This window comes from Acinetobacter sp. BEC1-S18-ESBL-01, assembly GCF_014169935.1.
Taxonomy (GTDB): Bacteria; Pseudomonadota; Gammaproteobacteria; order Pseudomonadales; family Moraxellaceae; genus Acinetobacter; species Acinetobacter pittii.
In genome coordinates, this window is sequence record NZ_AP022302.1 from 1,824,333 (window position 1) to 1,847,080 (window position 22,748).

Here is a 22,748-nt window from a genome sequence, read left to right on the forward strand (position 1 = left end):
GATGTGAGATTTATTATGGAAGATATCAAGAATGTAACTGCTCTCGAAGAGCAGACGATCAAACGTATTTCGAACCGAATTATCCCGTTTCTCATTATTCTATTCATTATGGCATTCCTAGACAGAACCAATATTGGTTTTGCTGCGTTACATATGAATGATGCACTTGGAATTACTCAAACCATTTTTGGTTTAGGTGCAGGTGTATTTTTTCTAGGCTATTTTATTGCAGAAGTACCGAGTAATATCTTGCTTCATCGGTTTGGAGCGCGAATCTGGATTGCCCGAATCATGATTACTTGGGGCATTATTGCAGCACTCATGGGTTTTATTCATAGCGGTACGCAGTTTATTGTTTTACGGTTTTTACTCGGTATTGCTGAAGCAGGTTTCTTTCCGGGCGTTATCTTTTATTTAACCTTATGGTTTCCTGCAAAATATCGTGCCCGTGTTTTTGCCACATTTTATCTTGGATTGCCAATTGCTCAAATTATTGGAGCACCAATTTCAGTCGGCCTTATGCAATGGGGTAATACCATTGGCTATGAAGGTTGGCGTTTGATGTATGTGCTAGAAGGGATTCCTTCCATTATTTTAGGACTAATTTGTCTTAAATATTTAACCAATAACCCAAAAGAAGCAGAGTGGTTAACAGCTGAGCAGCGTCAATGGCTTATGAATACGCTTGAACGTGAAGAAAGAGAAAAAGAGCAGTCGAGTGAAGCTGCTTTAACTAAAGGTGAACTCATTAAACAAGTATTTAAAAATCCTTTAGTTTGGGTTATGGCGGTTGTTTATTTTGGAATTACTTCCGGTTCAAATGCAATGTTCTTCTTCTTACCAAGTGTTTTAGAGTCATTCCGTAACACATTTGGTATGCAGATTAGCCTTATTCAAAATGGTTTACTTACCGCAATTCCATATGCATTTGCAGCTGTTGGGATGGTTTTATGGAGCCGCCGTTCTGACCGTAAACAAGAACGTTATAAACACGGTGCTTGTGCTGCACTTATGGCGGCGTTAGCTATTGCGATTGCACTTATTGTGAATCAGCCTTGGGCCATTATTGTCGGCTTTATTCTTCTTGCGATTGGTGTATTTAGCGCAATTAACATTTTCTGGACCATTCCTGGTCAAACTCTAACAGGTGTGGGTGCCGCAGCAGGAATTGGATTAATTAACTCGGTAGGTAATTTAAGTGGTTTTACTGGTCCATATTTAACTGGATATTTATATACCACCACAGGCACCTATACAGTGGCATTTCTTGCGATTGCTGGCTTTGTAGCGATGGGTGGTTTGGGCTTGTTGTTATTAGCAAAGTTAAAATCGAATAGCTTAAAAGTAGAACAGCAGCAACTTAAAGTTCGAACTGCTACGGAGATGAAATAATGGCGACCATCGGATTTGTGGGTACAGGCATTATGGGAATGCCGATGGCTATGAATTTACTCAAGGCAGGTCATCAGCTAAAAGTGTGGAATAGAACTTCATCTAAAGCAGATAGTTTAAAAAAAACTGGTGCCCAAGTTTGCTCTGACCTTGAACAAGTCGGAAAAGATGTAGAGTTTCTGATTTGTATGCTCAGCGATGGAAAAACCTGTGATGAAATCCTGTTTAAAGAACAGGGGGCAATCTCTCAGTTAAAACCTGAAAGTACGGTTATTGTCATGAGTTCGATACCCGTTGAAGTTGCAAAAGTACAAGGTGACAAATGTAGAGAACGAGGACTTAGATATTTAGATGCTCCTGTTTCTGGCGGAGAAAAAGGCGCCCAAAATGCAAGTCTTGCTATTATGGTGGGCGGTGACGCTAAAACATTTTCACAGGCTGAAACTATTTTAAGTGCAATGGGCCGACCAATTTTAGTGGGTGGGGTTGGCTGCGGAATGCTTGCAAAACTTGTGAATCAAATGATAGTAGCGACCACTATTGCAACCGTGAGTGAAGGTTTATTGCTTGCCAGTAAAGCAGGAGCAGACCCGATAAAACTAAAACAAGCATTAACAGGCGGTTTTGCAGATTCTCCAATTTTACAGCAACATGGCGAGCGTATGCTAAGTAGAAATTTTAAACCAGGAGGCACTGCTCGAAACCAGCATAAAGATATTCATACAGCCGTTAGCTATGCTAAATCACTAGAATTGAATTTACCTGTTGCCCAACAAGTCAGCCAATTATTTGAAAATATGCTTGCTGCCGGAGACGGTGAACTTGACCATTCTGGTTTAATTCGTGAACTTGAGCGAATGAACCCAGTGTGAAATTGCTTTAAATTTAGCGGTACTTGATGAATAGACATAATCAAGTACCGCTTTTTTTATGATTGATGCTTAGATTTTGTAATAAGAAAAATAATTAGTGGTTATTGAAATTTTATTTACGATTTAGACGGAATATATTTACGCATAGCAAAGATAAACAGCGTAAATAAAATACTAAAACCAAAAACAGGTAAGCTGAGACCTAACACGATCCCCACCAATATTAACCATATTTTTTGTGAGCTAGTTGCACGATTCCAAATGAATAAGCTTTGACCAACAAAATGGGTTGTCATGAGTTTTAAATTCGAGTTTTTAAACGCAGCTTTATATGCATAAATAATCATAATACACAGTGCGAAAGCATAAAGTGCCAGTACCAATTGATTTATCCAGCCAAATAAAACCCCAATATGCGCATCAACTCCCCAACGAGTGAGTTTTGCCACTAGTGAATAATCTTTAAAAGCAAGTTGATCGATGACTTTGTGTTGTTCCATATCAATCGCGATACTGTCTGCTTGAGTTGGCCATTTACGCTGAATTTCGGCTATAGTCCAAGCTTGATTTCCACTAGTCGGTGGTTTGATTTGTATCTGTGCTGCATCAATGCCATGTGCTCTGGCGATTGAAAGAGCAGTATCGTACTCAGTCGAAACAATATTTAAATTAAGATTTTCACTATGAGGCATCTCGTGATGTTCATGGTGCATCACTGTAGGTAAATTATCTGTTTGAAGAGAAATTGCTAAAGTTGGGGTTTGCCAGTTAAGCCACTGACGAGCAACTCGAATATTATCTCCAGCCCACTCAGACCATGTAAGACCCGTAATGGCAATTAATAATAAAAGTGGAAATAAAGTTAAACCAAGTGTGCTATGCCATCTTAGTAATTTATTTTTTTGTGTCTGCCTGATTTTAAGATTTTGACGCCGTTTCCACCAATTATATAGCCCGGTTAAAGTCAAAATGGCTAACCAGCTTGCCGCCAGTTCACTATAAAAGCGGCCCCATTTTCCTAGCAATAAATTACTATGCAGTTGATCAAGCGTAGTTCGAAACGGTAGCACTCCACTCGTACCATAAACCGCTAGATGGCCTTGAACTTTAAGTGTAAAAGGATCAATAAAAACGGCTTCACTTGTAAAATCGTGGATAGGGTCTGAAAAAATTACACGTGTTGTCTGATCAGAGCTTGGGGCTGGTCTAACTTCAATTACTTGTGCAGACTTAGGCATTACTTGCTTTGCGGCTTCAATTTGCTGGCTCAGCTTATGTGGTGTTTGATTCAGTGGCTCAACATATAGAACATCTTTATAAATGGCTTGTTCAAATTGTGGTGTAATTGCATAGAGTAAACCAGTGATTGCTGCGAACAAGATAAATGGTGCAATAAAAATACCGGCATAAATATGAATTAAACGGTAAAGACTACGCCAGAAAGATGATTGGGTCAGCATCGGAAGATAATGTCTATCAGATTTTGGGCTGGATTATAACGAGTTATTTATTTTAATGTTGATTGAGTGGTAACCACTATTAAATTATTTGATTAGCCACCTTGTAAACTTTTGGCCTAATAATTAAATAGTTTTTATTACTTGGTAAATTTGGCGTTTTTTTTGCTTACTCTTTAATATCTTAGCTATTACGTTTAATTTGACCGCTGTATTAACCATGATTCAAACCGTCTTGCTCACTTATGGTGTTTTTTTCATATGAAAAATGCACCAAATAGGCACGTCTTTTTATTTTGCACTGTATTTGTGCAAGGCATGCCGTAATGAAGTTATTAGCTTCATTACTCACTTTATTCATCTTATATGGATGTTCTTCATCTGAACAAAGTGGTAAAGCGCAAGAAAAGTTAGCGGCCCATTCGATATGTGTCTTTGATAGTACAAATACAAAAGTCTGTGTAGCCAAACCCGCCCAAAGAATTGTTTCTTTGTTTGAGTCGGGTTTAGATGGCCTCTATATGTTAGGGCAAGGCCACAAAGTGATTGGCATCCCGGCCGAAGTATACATCCAACCTTTATTGTTTAATGCCTATTCAAAAATAGATAAGCGTATTGCCAATAAGCAGCTTGCGACGCCTTCACAAGGGGCAAATGCAACCAATATTGAAAGTCTTATGTTGTTAAAACCTGATCTAGTAATTGTAGGGAGCGGGCAGACTCAAACAATTGAGCTGTTACGGCAGTTTGGCATTGCTGTATATGTCATGGAGTCTGGTACTTACCAGCAAGTGAAAGAAGAACTTTCTGAAATTGCTATTCTGAGCGGTGCCCAAAAGCGTGCTCAAGAAATTTTAAGTTTTTCTGATGAAATTGTGGCGGAGGTTGCAGCCAAAACGGCACGTCAGCCAAATAAACAATCGATTTACTATGCTTGGTCTGGTGGACGAATTTTTTCTACCTCGGGACGTCAGTCGATTACCAATGATTTTATTGAGCTAGCGGGTGCTTACAATATTGTTCAGACCGCTGCTAATCAACCCAATGTAAACCCCGAGACTTTAATTGAATGGAATCCTGACAATATTGTGCTTTGGAATACAAACCCAAAACTGATTTATGAACGAAAAGAATTACAAGGCTTAAGTGCCGTACAAAACCGAAAGGTATTTAATTTGAGTCCTGCATTTATATATAACCCACACACCATCAAAATCATTATTACGGCGATTTATTTGAATCATAGTATTTATCCTGAACAGTCTGATTTACCAGTAAGTGCTTTACAACAGCGTATTTTAACTAAGTTGTATGGTGAGCACCTTGCCAAAGCATTGGTGCAATGAATATGGAAAAGCTGAAATATTATTGGTTTTACCCGTTACCGTTCGTGATGATTTTTATCTCGTTGCTCATAGGGCCAACTCAAACATTGAGTGCATGGGATTATATGCTGTGGGGTGTGCAAGCGGTGTTTGGTACGCCATATTTTGATGCTGAGCAATTTAGTCTGATGCAAAACATTTTAGTAAATGTCAGGCTGCCCAGAATTTTACTGACCTTTATGGTGGGAGCCGCATTAGCAACCGCGGGAAATGGTTTACAGGCCTTGTTTCGTAATCCCTTGGTTGATTCTTATGTACTTGGTATTTCATCTGGCGCTGCGTTCGGTGCAGCCTTGGCACTTTCTTTAAGTTGGCTTTCACCAAACCTATCAGCCTTTATTTTTGGTGTTTGTGCTGTTGGCTTAACATATTTGTTTGCGCATCAAAAACATGAAAGCCAGACGTCTTTAGTCATGGTAATTTTATCGGGCATGATTGTTTCGGGGCTGTTTTTAGCAGGTCTCACGATTATTCAATATTTAAGTGATCCATTTAAATTACAAGCGATCGTGCAATGGACGATGGGCAACTTACATCAGGCGTCTTGGCAAAAGGTTCAATATGCCGTGCTGCCTATTTGTATTGGCCTTGCCGGATTATTTGCGATGCGTTGGCGCTTAAACTTAATGGCACTTGGTGCTGAAGAAGCGCAGGCAGTGGGTGTTAACCCAAGGTGGGAACAGCTTCTTTTAATTGTACTAGTGACTGTATGTACCTCAACTTCTGTGGCTGCGGCAGGCATTATTAGTTTATATGGGCTGTTTATGCCGCATATTGTGAGAATGTTGGTTGGGCCAGATCACCGCTACAGTATTCCTGCCAATATGATTTTGGGCGGTAGTTTTCTACTCATGATTGATAACTTTTCTCGGGTTTTACTGACGTTTGAAATACCGATTGGTATTTTTACCATGCTACTTGGCGCACCATTTTTCTTATTATTAATGAAAACACAGAGGACTCATTGGGCATGATTCAAATTGATCAGTTAAATTATGCCTATGGGCACAAACAGGTTCTCAAAAACATTCATCTGGAGTTTCCTGAAAATCAGTTTTCCGTCATTTTAGGGCGTAATGGTTGCGGAAAATCGACACTTTTTAAATTGATGGCTGGCCTAGAACCTGTAAAAGATGGCTTGATTCGTTACTCTGGAAAACTACTATCGGACTTTAAAGGGAAAGATCGGGCTGCATTGCTCGGCTTTTTACCGCAGTTTCATAAAACCGTATTCCCATTTTTGGTTAAAGATGTAGTGATTACCGGACGTGCTGCTTTTAGCCGATATCGTCCTTCAAAATCAGACTGGGAACGTGTAGACCAAGCTTTGCTTGATTTAGACATTGAACATTTACGCGATCGTCCTTATACCGAGCTATCGGGTGGCGAAAGACAATTGGTCATGATTGCCCGTATTTTAGTGCAAGCCCCAAAAGTTATTTTGCTCGATGAACCAACCAACCATCTCGATGTTTATTATCAGTCTTATTTAATGAAAAAATTGCGTCAGTTGTCGCGGCAAAATTTTACGGTGATTGCGATTATGCATGATCCCAATTTGGCTTTTTTATTTGCAGACCATTTGTTTTTTATGCGCCAACATGAAGTGGTTAAGCCTGAGTCTAAAACACGAATCACCGATCCGAAGTTTTTAAAAAGTGTCTACGATGTTGAGTTTCATGAAGCCATGATTCAAGACAAAACTATTGTTATTCCTGATCATTCGTGGCTATGAATATGTTGAATTATCAGGTGGTTGGAAAAACAGACTATGAGCCTGCGGTAGAGTTTGCGCTTTATACAAGGCAGCTCTTATTTCCAAAAATTTATTATGGGCACATTCCCAGAGATTTAAAAAATTTTGAACAATTTTATGTCCATGACCGATTGGGTTGTTTCATTACAGTAAAAGACCAAAACCGCATTATTGGCACGATTGCTTATCGGGCTTATGACCATCGTTTTGATTTAAATTTGCCATCTAAGACAGTGGAAGTGGTTAAGTTGTTTGTATTGCCTGAATACCGCCGCAATGGCATCGCAACCATGCTATGTAAAATGTTGTTTAGCTATGCGCAAAAGAATGAAATTACTACTTTGTATTTGCATACTCATCCTTTTTTGCCGGCGGCTGAAGAGTTTTGGAATCTACAAGGTTTTGAGGTTATTCAACGGGAATGGATCGATACCTATGACACCATTCACATGAGTAAATCTTTATAGCGCTTTATCATGCATATGAAATCTTTTTTGAAAATGGGTAGGCGGATAACCCATAATTTTACTGAACATTGCGGTAAAAGCTGCCGAGTGTTCATAGCCCAAACTAAAAGCAATTTCAGTAATCGAGATATTTTCTTTTAAGGCATTTAAAGCATAGATGATGCAGACCCGATTACGCCAAGCCTGAAAGGACATGCCAGTTTCAGACTTAAACCAACGATGAAAAGTCCGTTCACTTTTATTGTGGTCATGTGCCCAATTTTTAGGGCTGCTATGAATATCGGGATGCTGCATAAACTCAGCACAGTGTTTAGATAACAATGTGTTGTGAGGCAGAGGAATAAACAGAGGTAGGGCTGGTGCAGCTTCTAATTCATATAACAATAAATCGATAAGAGCGCCTTCTCGGCCTGCACGTTGGTAGTCAATAGGTAGCTGATTTGCCTGAATGAGCAGTTGATGTAACAAAGGCGAGACTTGGATAACCTCGCAATATGTTGCCTGTCTTGGCGCATGGCCCGCTTCTATATACAAACTATAAGTACTGACTTTAGATAGCCATACCCGATGTGGTTTGCCTGCGGGTATCCATACACCGCTGTATGGTAAAACGAGCCATTGACCATCTTCAGTTTCAACTTTCATGAGTCCTTCGGGTGCATATAAGAACTGAGCACGACGATGGCTATGCGTATCTAACAAAGTATCAGCAGGATAGTCTGACCCTAACGCTAGAACCACTTGCGGTAGATGATCTACATCGATAATTGGAATATTACGCATATATTTTTAGCTGAAATAAATAAAAAGATGGCTTTTCTACGTTAGTTTGCCATAAGGCTATTTTATATCATGCCTCTATAAATATGAGGAAGATAACGATGCTATATGAGCTATTTTTATTTGGACTACTGTCAGGCATAACCACTTGGTTATTTGGCTTTGGCGGCGGATTTGTTGCTGTGCCTTTGCTTTATACAGTCATTATTCAAAAGTGGAGCAGTGAAAGTAGTGTCGGCATACATGCCATGCAAATCGCCGTAGCTACATCAGCTTTTGTCATGCTGTGCTCGGCAAGTTTTGCAACCTTTCGGCACTATCGTTCTGGATATATAGATTGGCAAAAGATCCGCTTTTTATGGGGTGGTATCGCATTTGGCGGAATTGTCGGTGCGGTAATGGCCTCATTGTTTAATGGCAGCTGGCTTCGCTGGATATTTATGGGTTATGTGTTCGTAACGATTATTGATTGTTATTACCGACCAGGGTTTATTGTGACATCAAGTCAACAGCAAAATTATGGGCAGAACAGCGAACTCATTAAAGGCGGAGTTATCGGCTGGGTTGCAGCACTTCTAGGTGTTGGAGGAAGCGTAATGACGGTTCCTTTATTACGGCGGCGGGGTAGTTCTATGGCAGAGGCCGCGGCTATTGCAAATATTCTCACGTTGCCTTTATCTTTAACTGCAACGCTGACCTATTGTGTATTGTCAATTTGGCAATCTGAATGGGCACCCAACGGATTTATCGGTCTAATCTGGTTTGAAGCTGCTTTATTCTTGGTTGCTGGAACATGGATCGGGCTATATTTTTCAGAAAAATTTATTTCAAAACTACCTGATTTATGGCGGGCAAAGTTATATCCGCTACTTTTAATAATAGTTCTACTCGTCATGCTTTTCGTAAATTAATTTTTTATTTCAATTAATTGAAGAATAGTTTTTCTTAAATAACAAATCTCTAAATGCTCTAAAACTGTAAATTTTATGTCTTAAATGGCTTTGAAAAAAAGTTTGAAAAATAGACTTGAAATATATAGTGGCTTTATGCCACTATATATTCATCGAAGGTCATCAGACAAAAAGAGGATGATATGGCTATCCAGCTTTTAGATGCGGCAAGAAATGAAATTCCAGTGAAATTCACGCAGTTTTCTGGTGGCGAGCGTCATGTTCAAATTGATGAGAAAACATTGAATTCACTATCTGGCAACGTATTGGTTCGCGCCAAAATGACCTCAAGTCATGATGTGATGGACTATTTGTTACTTGAAAATATATTGCTGAATCAGGGTTTAACCGTTGACTTAGAAATTCCGTATTTTCCATATGCGCGTCAGGACCGTATTTGTGCAGTAGGCCAAGCATTTTCACTCGATGTGATGACGAAGCTACTTAACATCAACGCAGACAAAAAAGCAGGCAAACAAAGCAAAGTAACTGTTTGGGACTGCCATAGTGAAGTAACAACAGCATTACTCGCTGCCAATAGTTCTTTTGAAGAAGTTGTAAATATCAGTTCAGTCGACATCATTGCTAAGAGTGAAGCGCTGAGCACATTGTTAAAAGATGAAAAAACAGTACTGATTTGCCCAGACAAAGGTGCAAAAGCACGCACACAAATGGTTGCAGATGCTTTCAATCTTGAGCGTAAACAACCAATCACTATTGTTCAGTGTGATAAAAAACGTGATCCAGTGACTGGCAAAATTTTAGGTACACATGTACATGCGACTGATTTATCAGGCCTCACAGCGGTCATTACCGATGACATTTGTGATGGCGGTGCGACTTTTATTGGTATTGCCAAAGAACTCCGTCGTCTTAATTGCCATAAGGTCGTTCTATACGTGACCCACGGTATTTTCAGTAAAGGAATAGAGGTTTTTGATGGATTGCTTGACCAACTATTTACCTCGGACAGCTTTCCACAACAACCATCAGACAAAATTTCAGTAATTGCTTTTGCAGCAAAATAAAGAGAATAAAGATGACTATTAAACTTAATCCATTAAATGCTATCGATTTTTATAAAGCTGATCACAGACGTCAGTATCCAGCAGGTACAGAGTACGTGTATGCAAACTTTACGCCGCGTTCATCTCGACTCGCTAAAATGTTGCCTGACTTCGACGATAAAGTTGTGTTCTTTGGTCTTCAGGGTTTTATCAAACACTTTTTAATCGATACGTGGAATGAAGGCTTTTTTAAGCAACCTAAAGACAAAGTGGTAGCTGCATATAAACGCCGTATGGATAGTTCATTAGGTGAAGGCGCAGTACCGGTTGATCACATTGAAGCGTTACACGACTTGGGGTATTTACCATTGCGGATTAAAGCATTGCCAGAAGGTAGCCGCGTCAATATGCGTGTACCTGTGCTCACCGTAATTAATACCGACCCACGTTTCTTTTGGTTAACTAACTATATTGAAACGGTTTTAAGTGCTGAGCTTTGGAAAAGTTGTACTACGGCCACAATTGCCTATGAGTACAAACGTTTATTAACTCAATATGCCGTAAAAACTGGTGCACCGCTTGATTTTGTGCCTGTGCAAGGACACGATTTTAGTAGCCGTGGCATGAGTGGAATTTATGATGCTGCACAATCGGGTGTGGGTCACTTAACTAGTTTTATTGGAACAGACTCGGTCGCTTCAATCGACTACGCAGAAGAATATTACAATGCCACAGGTGTGATTGGGGTTTCTGTGCCAGCAACCGAACACAGTGTGATGTGTATGGGTACAGAAAACAGTGAGCTAGACACATTTAAGCGTTTAATCTGCGAGCTATATCCGTCTGGTGTGGTTAGTGTTGTGTCTGACACTTGGGATTTTTGGCGAGTGATTACTGAGTTTACGGTGGTTTTAAAACCTGAAATTTTGGCAAGACAACCGAATGCTTTAGGCTTAGCTAAATTGGTTTTCCGTCCAGACTCTGGTGACCCTGTAAAAATTATTTGTGGTGACCCAGATGCTGAAGTCGGCAGCCCAGCGTACAAAGGTACAGTTGAATGTTTATGGGACGTGTTTGACGGTACAACCACAGACCAAGGCTATAAAGTGCTTAATGAACGTGTCGGTTTAATTTACGGTGACTCAATTACCTTAGACCGCGCACAGCGTATTTTAGAAGGGCTAGAAGCCAAAGGTTTTGCTTCAAACAACTTGGTGTTTGGTATAGGCAGCTTTACCTATAACTATTTAACACGGGATACCTTTGGGTTTGCTGTGAAAGCAACTTGGGGTCAGGTAAATGGAGTAGGCCGAGAGTTGTTTAAAGACCCGATTACTGACTCAGGTGTGAAAAAATCTGCGAAAGGTCTATTACGCATTGAAGAAAGTGAAAATGGTTTTACCTTGTTTGATGAGCAAACAGCCGAACAAGAACAAGGTGGAGCACTTAAAACAGTCTTTGAAAATGGTAAACTTCAATATGAGTGTACTTTGGATCAAATACGTGAGCGTTTATCCATCGCTTAACTGAGTTTAGATGAGCCGTTGCATGTGTATCGGCTCATCATTTTTATTGAGAGGCTGAACGTGACTATTCAAACTGAACAAGAGTTCCTTGCCAGTTATGATCGCCGAGATTATGACGCACCTTTACTCACGGTCGATATGGCTATTTTCTCGGTATTTAATGGTCAGTTGCGGGTACTACTCATTAAGCGACCCAAATTTCCAGCCAAAGATCAATGGGCTTTACCAGGCGGTTTTGCCGATTTAATCCATGATCAAGACTTGATGGCCACGGCTTATCGTAAGCTGGTCGAAAAAACAGGAATTAGTTCACCTTACTTAGAACAAGTTGCTTCTGTCGGCAATGCCAAACGTGACCCGCGTGGTTGGGCCGTGACTATTTTGTATTTTGCATTAATTGATTTTAATGCCTATCAACATCAAGCATTGGCTGAATACAGTGAATGGGTGCCTGTAGCAAAAGCTCAGGATTTAGCATTGGCGTTTGATCATAATGAATTGCTCAGCTTAGCTTTAGAGCGTTTAACCAGTAAAACTCGCTATACCGCTTTGCCAGCTAGTCTCATGCCCGAGTTATTTACACTGACCGAGCTACAGACTATTTATGAAATTATTCTTGGGCAATCTTTAGATAAAAAAGCGTTTAGGCGCCGTATGATAGAAGCGGGTGCAGTTGAAGAAACCAGTGAAAGTAAAATTGTAGGTAAACGGCCGGCTCAGCTTTACCGCTATGCACTCGATTCTTTTGATTTTATCTTTCCTCGCTCACTCGAATTACCTAGAAATAAAGAGGGTGAAGATAAGCAAAACAATGAGCTTTCTGACTAGCGCATCTTGATGCACTTTTGATTTATAATGCCGCGCTTATGATTGATGTCATGTTTTAATCAGCGCTTTGCCTATGTCACACCTTTCTCCCTGCTTCCAGCAAAACCAGTTTTTTGTGTTGGTGGAGTACCTCACTTCACTACATGAAATTTATCCTGTAAGACGTGAGTTTGCAGGGTATCCGGCTGCAATGACATTGGCAGATCGTGTACATTCAGATCATGATATCGCGCCGCTAGAAGCCAGCAAAAGTTACCCTGACTCAATAGAGAAAGTCTTACACTTTTCAGGTAAAGCGAGAGACATACAAGACTTCGAGTTCTTTTTAGAACAAGCCAAGTCTGCCAATGTTCAAAACTTGTTATTGCTTACAGGCGACAAACTTAAAGAGCATCATAATGGTCGAGACGGACAGCTTCGTAGCCGATACCTAGAGTCTGTAAACGCCGTAATGGCTGCCAAGCAGCATGGTGGTTTTCGTATTGGCGTTGCCTTTAATCCATTTAAATATGTCGAAGCTGAGCGTGATGCACAGTATTTAAAACTGCATAAGAAGATTAAAGCAGGTGCTGACTTTATCATTACCCAATTGGGCTATGACATTGAAGCCTTAAAACAAGCCAAATCATTTTTAACCAAGCATGATTATTCGCAGCAAATACTGGCTTGTGTGATGCCTCTGACTTTAGGCCGAGCCAATTTTATGGTGAAGCATAAAGTCGCAGGTATTGTGATTACCCCGCACATGTTAAAAGTCTTGGCAGATGAAAAACAGGCAGGGCATACAGACCGTGTTTATTTGCGCTGTGCTTTACAGATTTTAATATGTAAACATGTAGGATTTTCAGGAATTCACTTATCTGCCTGCCATAAGCCAGAAGAGCAAATGTTGCTTGAAAGCTACATTGAGCAATACAGACATTTGGAGCTTAAAGCTTTAGAAGAGCTTTGGAATTCACTTTGGCAAGTCACGTCAGGCAAAGAGTTTTCACCTGAAATTACGTATTTTTCACGTCAGCCAACCTCTAAACAATTAATTAAATATCGTCAACTGCATGTTATGCATGAAGCAATGTTTGGATCAAAAATTGCCAAGGGGCTTGGACGTTTTATTTTCAAAGCATCTTTTTGGGAAAACGCTTTGATCGCCAAACTCTTACTTAAAACAGAAGTGCTGAGTAAACATAGCCTAGTGGGTTGTGAAAGCTGTGGTCAGTGCCGCCTAAGCGATACTTTATATATTTGCCCTGAAACCTGTCCCAAGGGTTTAGCCAACGGCCCTTGTGGCGGTACAACTTTAGACCGCTGCGAATTTGGTGACCGTGAATGTATTCACTCAGTCAAAGCAAGACTTGCAAAAGCTGTTGCACAAACTGAAATATTAAAAGAGAAATTGATTCCAACTGTGCCTCTTGAAACTAGAGGAACCAGTTCTTGGAAAAACTGGTATTTAGCGACTGAGGCTTAAGTTTTGTATTAACCGTTGATTTGATCTTGCTAAAAAAATCAAATGATATGCTAAAGCACGGCGATAATTTAAAAATAACAATTGTTTGCCTTAATTATGTCCAATCAAAATGGCTATCGAGGAGTATACTTAAAGCAAATCTTTTGCGTTAAAGGAAAGGCTGTCTCAATGAAAAAATTGGTTGCTGTACTTACTGTAATTGTTGTTTTAACTGGATGCGTTTACGACCCTGTTAATTACAACAAAATACACGACCAAGAGTTCCAAGATCACCTCAGGCAAAACGGTTAGTAATAAAAAGCCCACTCAATGAGTGGGTTTTCATTTGAAATAACTTTAGAAGAAATTTTTAAGGGTTTATATAAGTAAAAGATCACTTAAACCACTATTTTTAAAGGTTTGTTCGACTTTTAAATAAAGAGTTTGAAATTATTTTTATCTGGAAAATATAAGTTATTTTAGTTATCAGGATGGCTTATTTATCAAAAATATCGTTTATTTGTTTTATGGATATTGTTATTTTTGAAAAATATAATATTTATAACTTATATATATTTTATATTTATAAGTATAAAAACTTTAATTGTTAACTCATTTTTAAATTAAATATTGTTTTAATTAATAATACTTAATGATTACATAATAAAACTTATTCTTAATGTTAGTGAAATAAATCACTCTATTCAAACATATATCTCTATTTGTTACTATTCTTATAAATTATTTATTAACAAATACTTATCTTTGTTTTTTTGAGATTTTTTTAACCAAAAATCTCCACAAATTAGAATTACATAATTTTTTAATATAGTTTATATAATATGTTTTATTGACATAAATAGAAAAAATATCTGGCAAATAGGTCAATGATATTTAATTCACTTAAGAACCATAATTTGCACCAAATTTTACGCTGTCACGATTCATTGAATAAAACCAAGTGAAAAGTTACGTAAAAAAGAAACCAATAATTTTATTGGCTTAAATAAAAAATCGAATATTACAAATAAGCGGAATGAATATGGATAACGTAGCTCAGCTAGAAACTGATACTAATTTCCAAAGCCGAAAGAAAATAACCTGGGGTGTTTTTAGTGTCCTACTGTTATTTTTATTTGCTGGCATATTATATTATTTTTTTGTATATCGTTTCTATCAATCTACAGATAATGCTTATGTGCAAGCCGATGTCACTTGGGTGATGCCAAAGATTTCGGGCGAAGTAATGGAGTTATTAATTAACGATAATCAGGTGGTAAAAAAAGGGGAAACTTTAGCGGTATTAGATCACCGCGATTATCAAGCTCGTTATGACCAAGCCCGCTCAGTAGTCAGCTTAAAAGAGGCAGCGCTGGGTGTACAACAACAAAATGAAAAGTCTGCACGCTCTTCAATTACTGAAGCTCATAGTGGCGTAGTGGCAGCACAAGCTGATTTAACTCGTTTAAGAAAAGAGTTTGAGCGTTATCAAGATTTACTAAAAGATGGCGTGATTACCCGTCAAAACTTTGAAGGCATTCAGTCTCAATATTTAACGGCCCAAGCTCAACTCAGCAAAGCGCAAGCCGCCGTAAATGCGGCAGAAGCTCAGTTGGGGAGTTTACAAGCGAGTCGAGCGCAGCTTCTAGCAGATATTCAAAGTGCAAATGCAAACTTAAACCTGTATCAGGTCGATTTGGCTTCATCAAAAGTGGTCAGTCCTGTAAACGGTAAAATCGGTAGCCTTGCAATCCAGAAAGGCTCACGTGTTTCTCCGCAAACCCGCTTAATGGCGATCATTCCTGAAAACAGTTTGTATGTACAAGCGAATTTCAAAGAAACCCAAATTGAAAAAATGCATATTGGTCAGAAAGTTGAACTCAAACTTGATGCCTATCCAAGCCTGACCTATAGCGGAAAAATTGAAAGTTTTTCACCAGCTTCAGGCGCAACTTTTTCACTCATGCCACCAGATAATGCCACAGGAAACTTTAACAAAGTTGTTCAGCGTATTCCTGTGCGTATTGCCATAGATTCAAGCCCGCATATCGATTTGATAAAACCTGGTATGTCGGTCAGTGCCACCGTTGACCTAAGAACTTAATAAAAAAATTTTAGGTAATAACAAATGAATAAGCACCTTGAGCCCGAGTGGAGATTCCCAGCAAAAACTGCATGGGCAATTTTTGCAGCCATGATTTTTGGCAACTTCATGGCGATTCTTGATATTCAAATTGTGGCGAGTTCTTTAAACGAAGTTCAAGCTGGTATGAGTGCAAGTCGTTACGAAGTCACTTGGGTGCAAACGGTTTATTTAATTGCCGAGATTATTGCAATTCCAATGTCGAGTATTGTCTCGCGGGTGCTTTCAACACGGGTTTATTACACCATCTGTGCAATTGGGTTTACGGTGAGTTCTTTACTTTGTGCCTTGGCATGGAACTTAGAAAGTTTATTGGTTTTCCGTGGCATTCAAGGCTTTATGGGCGGCGGCATGATTCCGACTTCAATGACCGCCTTGTACTTACTTTTTCCAGAACCAAAACGTTCATTGCCTTTAGTCATGTTTGGAATGATCAGTACTTTGGGGCCGGCCATTGGTCCAACCATTGGCGGCTGGCTCACCAATAATTTCTCATGGCACTGGATGTTCCTGATCAATATTATTCCGGGCATTGTCATTGCTACAGTCATCTACTCAGGCCCAAATATCGACCGTGCGAACTATTCACTCATCAAAAGTATGGACTGGTTTAGCCTCGTTGGTATGGCGATGTTTTTGGGTGGGCTTGAATATTTCCTTGATGAAGGCGCACGACATGACTGGCTTGCAGACACAGGCGTTCGGATTGCGTTTATGATCTGCGTTGTGGGCGGCATGATTTTCTTCTCTAGAAGTTTTACCCAGCCTAAGCCTTTGCTCGATTTGTCTGTATTTAAAAACAAAAATTTTACCTTAAGTGCCATCACAACTTTTGTGATTGGCATGGCGCTCTATGGCTTGGGTTACATGATTCCTGTGTTTCTTGGGCAAGTCCGTGAAATGAACAGTAGCCAAATTGGTCACGTCATGATGGTGACAGGCATTGTCATGTTCTGCTTTGCGCCATTCCTTGCATGGCTTATTCCCAATTTTGATACCCGAAAAACCGTATTTGTTGGAATGATTTTGGCTGGCTTTGGTGTTTGGCTCAATTCGCACCTCAGCATTCATAGTGATTACGGCTTTATGTTTTGGCCGCAAATTTACCGTGGTATCGGTCTCATGATATGCCTGATTGTGGTTTCGCATTTAGCCATGAGCACTTTGCCACTCAGTAAAGTAGCCGATGCCAGTGGCATTTATAACCTGATGCGTAATATTGGCGGCGCGGTTGGACTGGCACTGATTAACTCATCCTTGGATTGGCTGACTGCGTTACATGTCACCCAGATTAATCAGTCGATGACACCGCAAAACTGGATTTTTACAGAAAGACTCGACCAACTCACGGCGCAATATCAGGAAGTCGGTGCAAATGCTCAGCAAATCGCGCTCAGTGTGATCTATCGCGACATTCATTTTCAGGCACTGACCTCTAGCTTTAACGATTTATTACGCATGCTCGCAATCATCATGTTTGTGACCGCATTTTTAACCATCTTTATGGATCGGGGGAAGAAAATGAATATGTAGATATTTAAAAATAAATGCAGCTTTCAAAGAATGAAAAACAATAGGGCATATCAAAACGTATCCCTTCATAGAAAAAGAACATTGATCTGAGTTTTCTAAAATCGGTTGATGAGATCGGGGAACTCACAAATTAGAGGTGGAAGGTTAAAGGATTATGATTAATACAACGTATAAACTAATTTCAAAATTGAACCTGAAAAACACGACTTATGGTCAATATTTTGAAAAAGAGCAAATCGATACTGAGCGATTAAAAGTGATGTATTCCATTTACGAACAGTATTATGAAAATACGAGATTTTCTATTTTCGTAGATGATTTCCAAAATAAAAGCGGTGCGATCTTAATTTTTGATTCGGAAACAGATGAGATTGTCGGTTTCTCGACTGTGGTGGTGCAGCATTTCTATTTAAACGGTAAAGACTACACCGTGTTATTTAGCGGTGATACGGTCATTTTGAAGAAGTTTTGGGGTACGCGTAGTCTGCAAAGTACCATGCTCAAGCTCATGATTAAGCTCCGAATCAAATATCCATTTAACGAACTCTATTGGCTCCTCATTTCTAAGGGCTATAAAACTTATCTGTTACTTGCCAATAACTACTATGTCTATTACCCAAATATTAAAGATGAAAACCAGCATCTTTCAGAAGTGGTTGAGCACTACTGTGAAAAATTCTTTGGTGAATACTACGACCGTGAAGCGGGCCTTTTAAATTTTGGCGATGACTATCAGCCACTAAAAGGTGAAGTCGCACCAATTACTGCCGAAATGAGAGAAAAGAACCCAAATATTCATTTCTTTGAACAAAAAAATCCGACATGGAAAGCCGGTACAGAACTACCGTGTATTGGTCGTCTTGGTTGGAAAGACATAGCCCGTTTTCCCGTAAAGCTGATGACTAAACCGACCAGTAAAGGAAAGTTTGAAGCATGCGTAACCCATAAAACAAAACGTAGAGAGGCCATCCAATGAAATCTAATGAATGGCTGACGCTTGGCTCGCATCTGATTTTAAAAAAATGGTGTGATGCATCTGACCGTAATTTTCAAAAACAGTTTAATGCTTTAGAGACCACGCAACGTCAAATTTTGCATTCGATATTACAAACCTCAACCTTTGCCCAAGATAAGAAAGTTCAAAACTATGAGCAGTTTGTAAAAGTATTTCCTGCAACACGTTACGGCGCATGGCGAGAAGATATTCAGCGTTACCGTGAACAAAAGCTTTCACTGTCGAGCAGTAAGCTAGTTCGTTTTCAGCCAACCAGTGGTTCGAGTGAGCAAATCAAGTTTATTCCATATACTAAGCTGTTTTTAGATCAACTTGACCATGCAATTGCACCGTGGATGGCGAGTTTATATCGTAAATGCCCACAGCTTAGTTCGGGTACACATTACTGGTCGGTGTCGTGGTTGCCTGAAAGCCAACGTGAAGTTTTAAAGGACAAAAACCTAAATGACGATAGTGCGCTACTTGGTGTAGGTAAGCGAATTTTGTCTAAGTTTACTCAAGCGGTTCCAAGTAATGTTGCCTTTGCCGCCAATGCCGATGACGCACTGTTTGCCACCATTTGCTATTTGGTCGCAAACCGTAACTTAGCCATGATTTCGGTATGGAGCCCAACTTTTGCGCTGCAATTGCTTGAGCGTTTGGAGTCACTACAACAAGACGTGATTGAGGTTTTACAAAGTGGTTCATGGGGTAACCGTCAGGTTTCACTAAAAGAAGTCACTGCACCGCGTAACCCTGAAAGCGCTCAAGCCTTAAGTGATGCTTCTAACGGTGCACAGATCGACTTTAAAAAACTTTGGCCAAAGTTAAGTCTGGTGTCGAGTTGGGACACCGCAGGTTCAAAAGCTTGGGCCGAAAAATTAAAAGAGAAGTTACCCAGTGTTCAGTTTGAAGGCAAAGGACTATGGGCGACGGAAGGTGTAGTAACGATTCCCTATAACGATCAATACCCACTCGCATACCAAAGTCACTTCTATGAATTTGAGTATTTAGAAGGCGATAAACAAGGTCAAATTATTCCTTCATGGCAGCTTAAACAAGGTGATGTAGTAAGTCCGCTCATTACTTCGGGTAATGGCTTGCTGCGTTACTGTTTGGATGATTGCTTAAGAGTGACTGGCTTTATAGAGCAAATTCCGTGTTTTGAATTCCAAGGCCGCCGTTTTGGTGTAGATCTGGTTGGTGAGAAACTTGCACCTGAAACTGCTCAGCAATTACTGTCACAGTTAAATGAAACCGAGTCAAAAGCGATTTCTTTACTCGCGATTGATACTCAGCAACAAGTTAAACCATTTTATTGCGTGCTTTTTGAAGGTGACATTCATCACAGCATTAGCAATGAATATATCGACAGTATTTTGCGTCAAAACTTCCATTATGAACTTGCACGAAACTTAGGGCAGCTCGACCAACCTCAAATCCGCCAAGCCAATAATGGCTGGAATGCCTACAAGAAACTAGTCATGTTTGATGGCATTATCGAAGGCAATATCAAACCTGAGCCACTTAAAAAAGTCACCCTCAATAGTTTGGAACAACTATGAAAGGGATGAAGCCATTTAATACTCGGTTTTTAACACTTCGACACGCCTTGTTTCTAGGCGTGTTGGTTGTGTCGAACGTACAAGCCATGACTTTAGATGAGGCTTTATCTGCCAGTTTAAGGCATGAAAGTCAGCTTGAAGTCAGCCGTTTAAGCGTGAACCAGTCCACCGCAGTGCTTGAACAGGCTAAACAGCGTGATGGACTTAAAGTCAATTTAGTCGGCCAACTGGACTATGAAAGAATAGATACGCCTTCACACGTCCTGTTTCCAACCGAAGGAAACCGTAAAGGCCGAAGTTTGCAATTGCAGGCAGATTATCCGATTTATACCTCTGGTCGACACCGTTTGGGAATAGATGTTGCCGAAAGTCAGCTTTCTGCCCAACACCAAGGCTTGTCAGATCAAAGATCGGAAACCATTTTAAATACCGTGATGGTCTATACCGATGTATTAAAGAAGAAAGCCATTTTAGAGCTTAGACAAAAGACTATGGCAAACCTGCAACGGTCTTTATATGAGTCAAAGCGCCGTTTTGACGTGGGTATGATTACCCGTGCAGACTTAGCTCAGGTTTTGGCGCAAGTTGCTCAAGGCCAAGCCGATATTACACAGGCCCAATCTAACCTGACCGTAAGTGAAGCACAGTTTTACCAAGTGACAGGTGTAACGCCTGAAAATCTTGTTGCCATTAAACAGCTACCCGCTATTCCCGCTAATTTAGATGAAATTTTGGCGCAAACCAAAAACCATCCAGCTTTAATGCGTAGTAAATACGAAAAGCAGGCCGCAGAGAAACAATACGCCTTAACTAAACGTGAACTTTGGCCTACGGTGATGCTCACCAGCCGTGCCGGAAAGCAAGATGAAGCAAGCTATATTGGTTCGGAAAGTAATAACTATATGGTTGGGGTGCAGCTCAATGTACCGCTTTATGACGATGGCTTAAATCGGGCCAACGTTAAAAAAGCACAGGCCGATATCGATTTAGCTAACCAAAAAACGCGAAGTCTTGAACTAGATTTAAATAAGCGCACCCGTACAACCTACGCCCAGCTTCAAACCATTCGACAAAATAAAGAAGCATTAGCAAATGCCATAGAAGCAGCGTCTATCGCCTTTGTCTACACACGTAAAGAGTTTGATGTTGGCACCAAAACCACGTTTGATTTGCTCAATACCGAGCAAAAGTTACTCGATGCAGAAACTCAGAAAACCGTGAATGACCAAGACGAAGTGGTGTTTGTCTATCAGCTACTCGACCAAATGGGACGTTTAAACAGTTTGGTTCCCGTCCAGACCGCACAACAGGTGAATAATGAATAAAACAAATCCACCACTTGCTGACAATACCCTGATTACCCGTGAAGCAACTTTGGCAGATGATCAGGCTTTAAGAGAATTAATCGCCGTACCGATGACCACCAAAGGTATACAAATTAGCTTTCAGCGCGAACCTAGTTATTTTCAAGCGTCAGACATTGTCTATCGACATAAATTACATGTGTTGATTGAAGACACCGAGAGTCAGAAAAATGTCGCTTGTTATAGCAATGGTTACCGCCCGTGTTATGTCGATCGGAGCGTTCAAAACTTACGCTACGCGGGTGATTTACGGGTAGATCACAACTATCGTGGTAAATCACTGGTTAAGGTTTTAGCAAAGCATGTAAAACAAACCATGCATGAACCGAACTACAGCCAAATGATTATTTTTGATGATAACCATGCCGCGCGCGCCGCCATTCAAACAGGCAAAACGGGAATGCCTGATTATTATGATGAAGGGCTTATAGAAACACTTAGTCTGACGAGCACTGGCGCAAAACGAAAAATCACGGCATTTCTAAAGCAGACTTCTAAACAGAGTCATCTTCAAGAGATACGTACATGTGTCGCTGAAGCTAAACATGTACCAGCCATGAATCAGTTTATTGCCGACATGGCAGAGTTTTATAACTTTATTCCCGCCTATAACTTTGAAGAACTGGCTCAAGGTCATCGGTATTTTTCAGGGATAAAACTCTCGGACTTTTCACTTTATTTTAAGGGTGAAAAGCTGGTGGGCATGTTTGGCTTATGGGATCAGCACAGTATTAAGCAAACCAAAATTTTGCATTACAGTTCAGTCATTGGAATTTTTAGACCCGTTTATAACTTGCTGACTCCAATTACTAAGGGCATGCGTTTGCCTAAACTTGGTAACTCTATTCAGTACCATGTGTTACATACGCTTATGTGTCATCCACAAGATTTGGCTTTGCATCATAAAATGCTTGAAGACGCCTATAACAAGTCAAAACAACAGGGCGTTGGTGTGGTGAGCTTTACGCTTTCACATAAAGACCCGCGCTATCAGCTAAACCAGTTTTATAAAGGTGAACGCTTAACGGGTATGCATGGTTTTATTAGTTATGAAGGCGACCCACGACCACATTTTGATAAAAACTTGATTCCATACTTAGAAGTTGGGCGTATTTAATTTAAAACTTGAAGTGATACTTTGAATGAAGCCCACGAACGTGGGTTTTGTCATTTTGAAGGTGAGCGCTGAAGTTGAAGATCAGTTTATAAAAGAAAATATAGCGATAATTTATAATATAATTATTTAATTTTTAATGGAAAAGTATTTTAATTTTTATTGATG

The 22,748-nt window shown here is 39.9% G+C and carries 20 protein-coding genes; 18 read left to right on the plus strand and 2 right to left on the minus strand.

Going from position 1 to position 22,748, the window contains the following annotated elements; translation table 11 throughout:
- The first annotated feature begins 15 nt into the window (after positions 1-15).
- Positions 16-1,392, plus strand: coding sequence for an MFS transporter (locus tag H7R46_RS08520; RefSeq protein WP_032012919.1), 1,377 nt, complete (start codon positions 16-18; stop codon positions 1,390-1,392).
- The gene (locus H7R46_RS08525) at positions 1,392-2,264 is read left to right on the plus strand and encodes an NAD(P)-dependent oxidoreductase (protein ID WP_032012918.1); all 873 of its coding nucleotides are present in this window, start codon (positions 1,392-1,394) and stop codon (positions 2,262-2,264) included. The genes H7R46_RS08520 and H7R46_RS08525 overlap by 1 nt, the downstream gene beginning before the upstream one ends.
- A gap of 116 nt (positions 2,265-2,380) precedes the next feature.
- Here the strand turns inward: H7R46_RS08525 and H7R46_RS08530 are convergent, their stop codons facing one another.
- The gene (locus tag H7R46_RS08530) at positions 2,381-3,724 is read right to left on the minus strand and encodes a PepSY-associated TM helix domain-containing protein (protein ID WP_042783355.1); all 1,344 of its coding nucleotides are present in this window, start codon (positions 3,722-3,724) and stop codon (positions 2,381-2,383) included.
- Between the two features lie 323 nt (positions 3,725-4,047).
- Between H7R46_RS08530 and H7R46_RS08535 the strand changes: the two genes are divergently transcribed.
- Genes H7R46_RS08535 through H7R46_RS08550 form a run of 4 tightly spaced genes read left to right on the plus strand, consistent with a single transcriptional unit; the run spans position 4,048 to position 7,329 of the window.
- Positions 4,048-5,067: an ABC transporter substrate-binding protein gene (locus H7R46_RS08535; protein ID WP_032012916.1), complete on the plus strand. Its 1,020-nt coding sequence runs from the start codon at positions 4,048-4,050 to the stop codon at positions 5,065-5,067.
- Positions 5,068-5,069: 2 nt separating this feature from the next.
- Positions 5,070-6,080, plus strand: a complete 1,011-nt coding sequence (locus H7R46_RS08540; RefSeq protein ID WP_082247748.1) for a FecCD family ABC transporter permease — start codon at positions 5,070-5,072, stop codon at positions 6,078-6,080.
- Positions 6,077-6,841 (plus strand): ABC transporter ATP-binding protein, encoded by a 765-nt coding sequence (locus H7R46_RS08545; RefSeq protein WP_017481100.1) that lies wholly within the window; start codon positions 6,077-6,079, stop codon positions 6,839-6,841. The genes H7R46_RS08540 and H7R46_RS08545 overlap by 4 nt, the downstream gene beginning before the upstream one ends.
- Complete coding sequence (locus H7R46_RS08550) at positions 6,838-7,329, plus strand: GNAT family N-acetyltransferase (RefSeq protein ID WP_032012914.1); 492 nt, start codon at positions 6,838-6,840, stop codon at positions 7,327-7,329. The genes H7R46_RS08545 and H7R46_RS08550 overlap by 4 nt, the downstream gene beginning before the upstream one ends.
- Here H7R46_RS08550 and H7R46_RS08555 read toward each other — a convergent pair.
- Positions 7,324-8,112, minus strand: a complete 789-nt coding sequence (locus H7R46_RS08555; protein WP_032012913.1) for an AraC family transcriptional regulator — start codon at positions 8,110-8,112, stop codon at positions 7,324-7,326. The two genes, H7R46_RS08550 and H7R46_RS08555, sit on opposite strands and share 6 nt — an antisense overlap.
- A gap of 98 nt (positions 8,113-8,210) precedes the next feature.
- Between H7R46_RS08555 and H7R46_RS08560 the strand changes: the two genes are divergently transcribed.
- The 12 genes from H7R46_RS08560 to H7R46_RS08610 all read left to right on the plus strand — a co-directional run bounded on the left by H7R46_RS08560 (position 8,211) and on the right by H7R46_RS08610 (position 22,583).
- The gene (locus tag H7R46_RS08560) at positions 8,211-9,020 is read left to right on the plus strand and encodes a sulfite exporter TauE/SafE family protein (RefSeq protein ID WP_032012912.1); all 810 of its coding nucleotides are present in this window, start codon (positions 8,211-8,213) and stop codon (positions 9,018-9,020) included.
- 182 nt (positions 9,021-9,202) lie between these two features.
- On the plus strand, positions 9,203-10,087 hold the full coding sequence (locus H7R46_RS08565) for a phosphoribosyltransferase family protein (RefSeq protein ID WP_032012911.1): 885 nt from the start codon (positions 9,203-9,205) through the stop codon (positions 10,085-10,087).
- Between the two features lie 11 nt (positions 10,088-10,098).
- Positions 10,099-11,592 (plus strand): nicotinate phosphoribosyltransferase, encoded by a 1,494-nt coding sequence (locus H7R46_RS08570; RefSeq protein ID WP_032012910.1) that lies wholly within the window; start codon positions 10,099-10,101, stop codon positions 11,590-11,592.
- 60 nt (positions 11,593-11,652) lie between these two features.
- Positions 11,653-12,420 carry an NUDIX domain-containing protein gene (locus H7R46_RS08575; protein WP_032012909.1) on the plus strand — a complete coding sequence of 256 codons (768 nt, stop codon included), beginning with the start codon at positions 11,653-11,655 and terminating at the stop codon, positions 12,418-12,420.
- A gap of 73 nt (positions 12,421-12,493) precedes the next feature.
- Entirely contained in the window at positions 12,494-13,888 is a 1,395-nt protein-coding gene (locus H7R46_RS08580; RefSeq protein WP_032012908.1) for a methylenetetrahydrofolate reductase C-terminal domain-containing protein, read from the plus strand.
- A gap of 168 nt (positions 13,889-14,056) precedes the next feature.
- On the plus strand, positions 14,057-14,179 hold the full coding sequence (locus H7R46_RS19410; protein WP_000737387.1) for a hypothetical protein: 123 nt from the start codon (positions 14,057-14,059) through the stop codon (positions 14,177-14,179).
- A gap of 730 nt (positions 14,180-14,909) precedes the next feature.
- A complete protein-coding gene (locus tag H7R46_RS08585; RefSeq protein ID WP_032013131.1) occupies positions 14,910-15,971 on the plus strand; it encodes an HlyD family secretion protein in 1,062 nt (353 codons plus the stop codon).
- Positions 15,972-15,995: 24 nt separating this feature from the next.
- Positions 15,996-17,543: a DHA2 family efflux MFS transporter permease subunit gene (locus tag H7R46_RS08590; protein WP_032013130.1), complete on the plus strand. Its 1,548-nt coding sequence runs from the start codon at positions 15,996-15,998 to the stop codon at positions 17,541-17,543.
- A gap of 187 nt (positions 17,544-17,730) precedes the next feature.
- On the plus strand, positions 17,731-18,519 hold the full coding sequence (locus tag H7R46_RS08595; RefSeq protein WP_170248859.1) for a hypothetical protein: 789 nt from the start codon (positions 17,731-17,733) through the stop codon (positions 18,517-18,519).
- Positions 18,516-20,102 carry a GH3 auxin-responsive promoter family protein gene (locus H7R46_RS08600; RefSeq protein ID WP_032013129.1) on the plus strand — a complete coding sequence of 529 codons (1,587 nt, stop codon included), beginning with the start codon at positions 18,516-18,518 and terminating at the stop codon, positions 20,100-20,102. The genes H7R46_RS08595 and H7R46_RS08600 overlap by 4 nt, the downstream gene beginning before the upstream one ends.
- The gene (locus H7R46_RS08605; RefSeq protein WP_198768964.1) at positions 20,099-21,427 is read left to right on the plus strand and encodes a TolC family protein; all 1,329 of its coding nucleotides are present in this window, start codon (positions 20,099-20,101) and stop codon (positions 21,425-21,427) included. Before H7R46_RS08600 ends, H7R46_RS08605 begins: the two co-directional genes overlap by 4 nt.
- Entirely contained in the window at positions 21,420-22,583 is a 1,164-nt protein-coding gene (locus tag H7R46_RS08610) for a hypothetical protein (RefSeq protein ID WP_032013126.1), read from the plus strand. Before H7R46_RS08605 ends, H7R46_RS08610 begins: the two co-directional genes overlap by 8 nt.
- Positions 22,584-22,748: the final 165 nt, after the last annotated feature.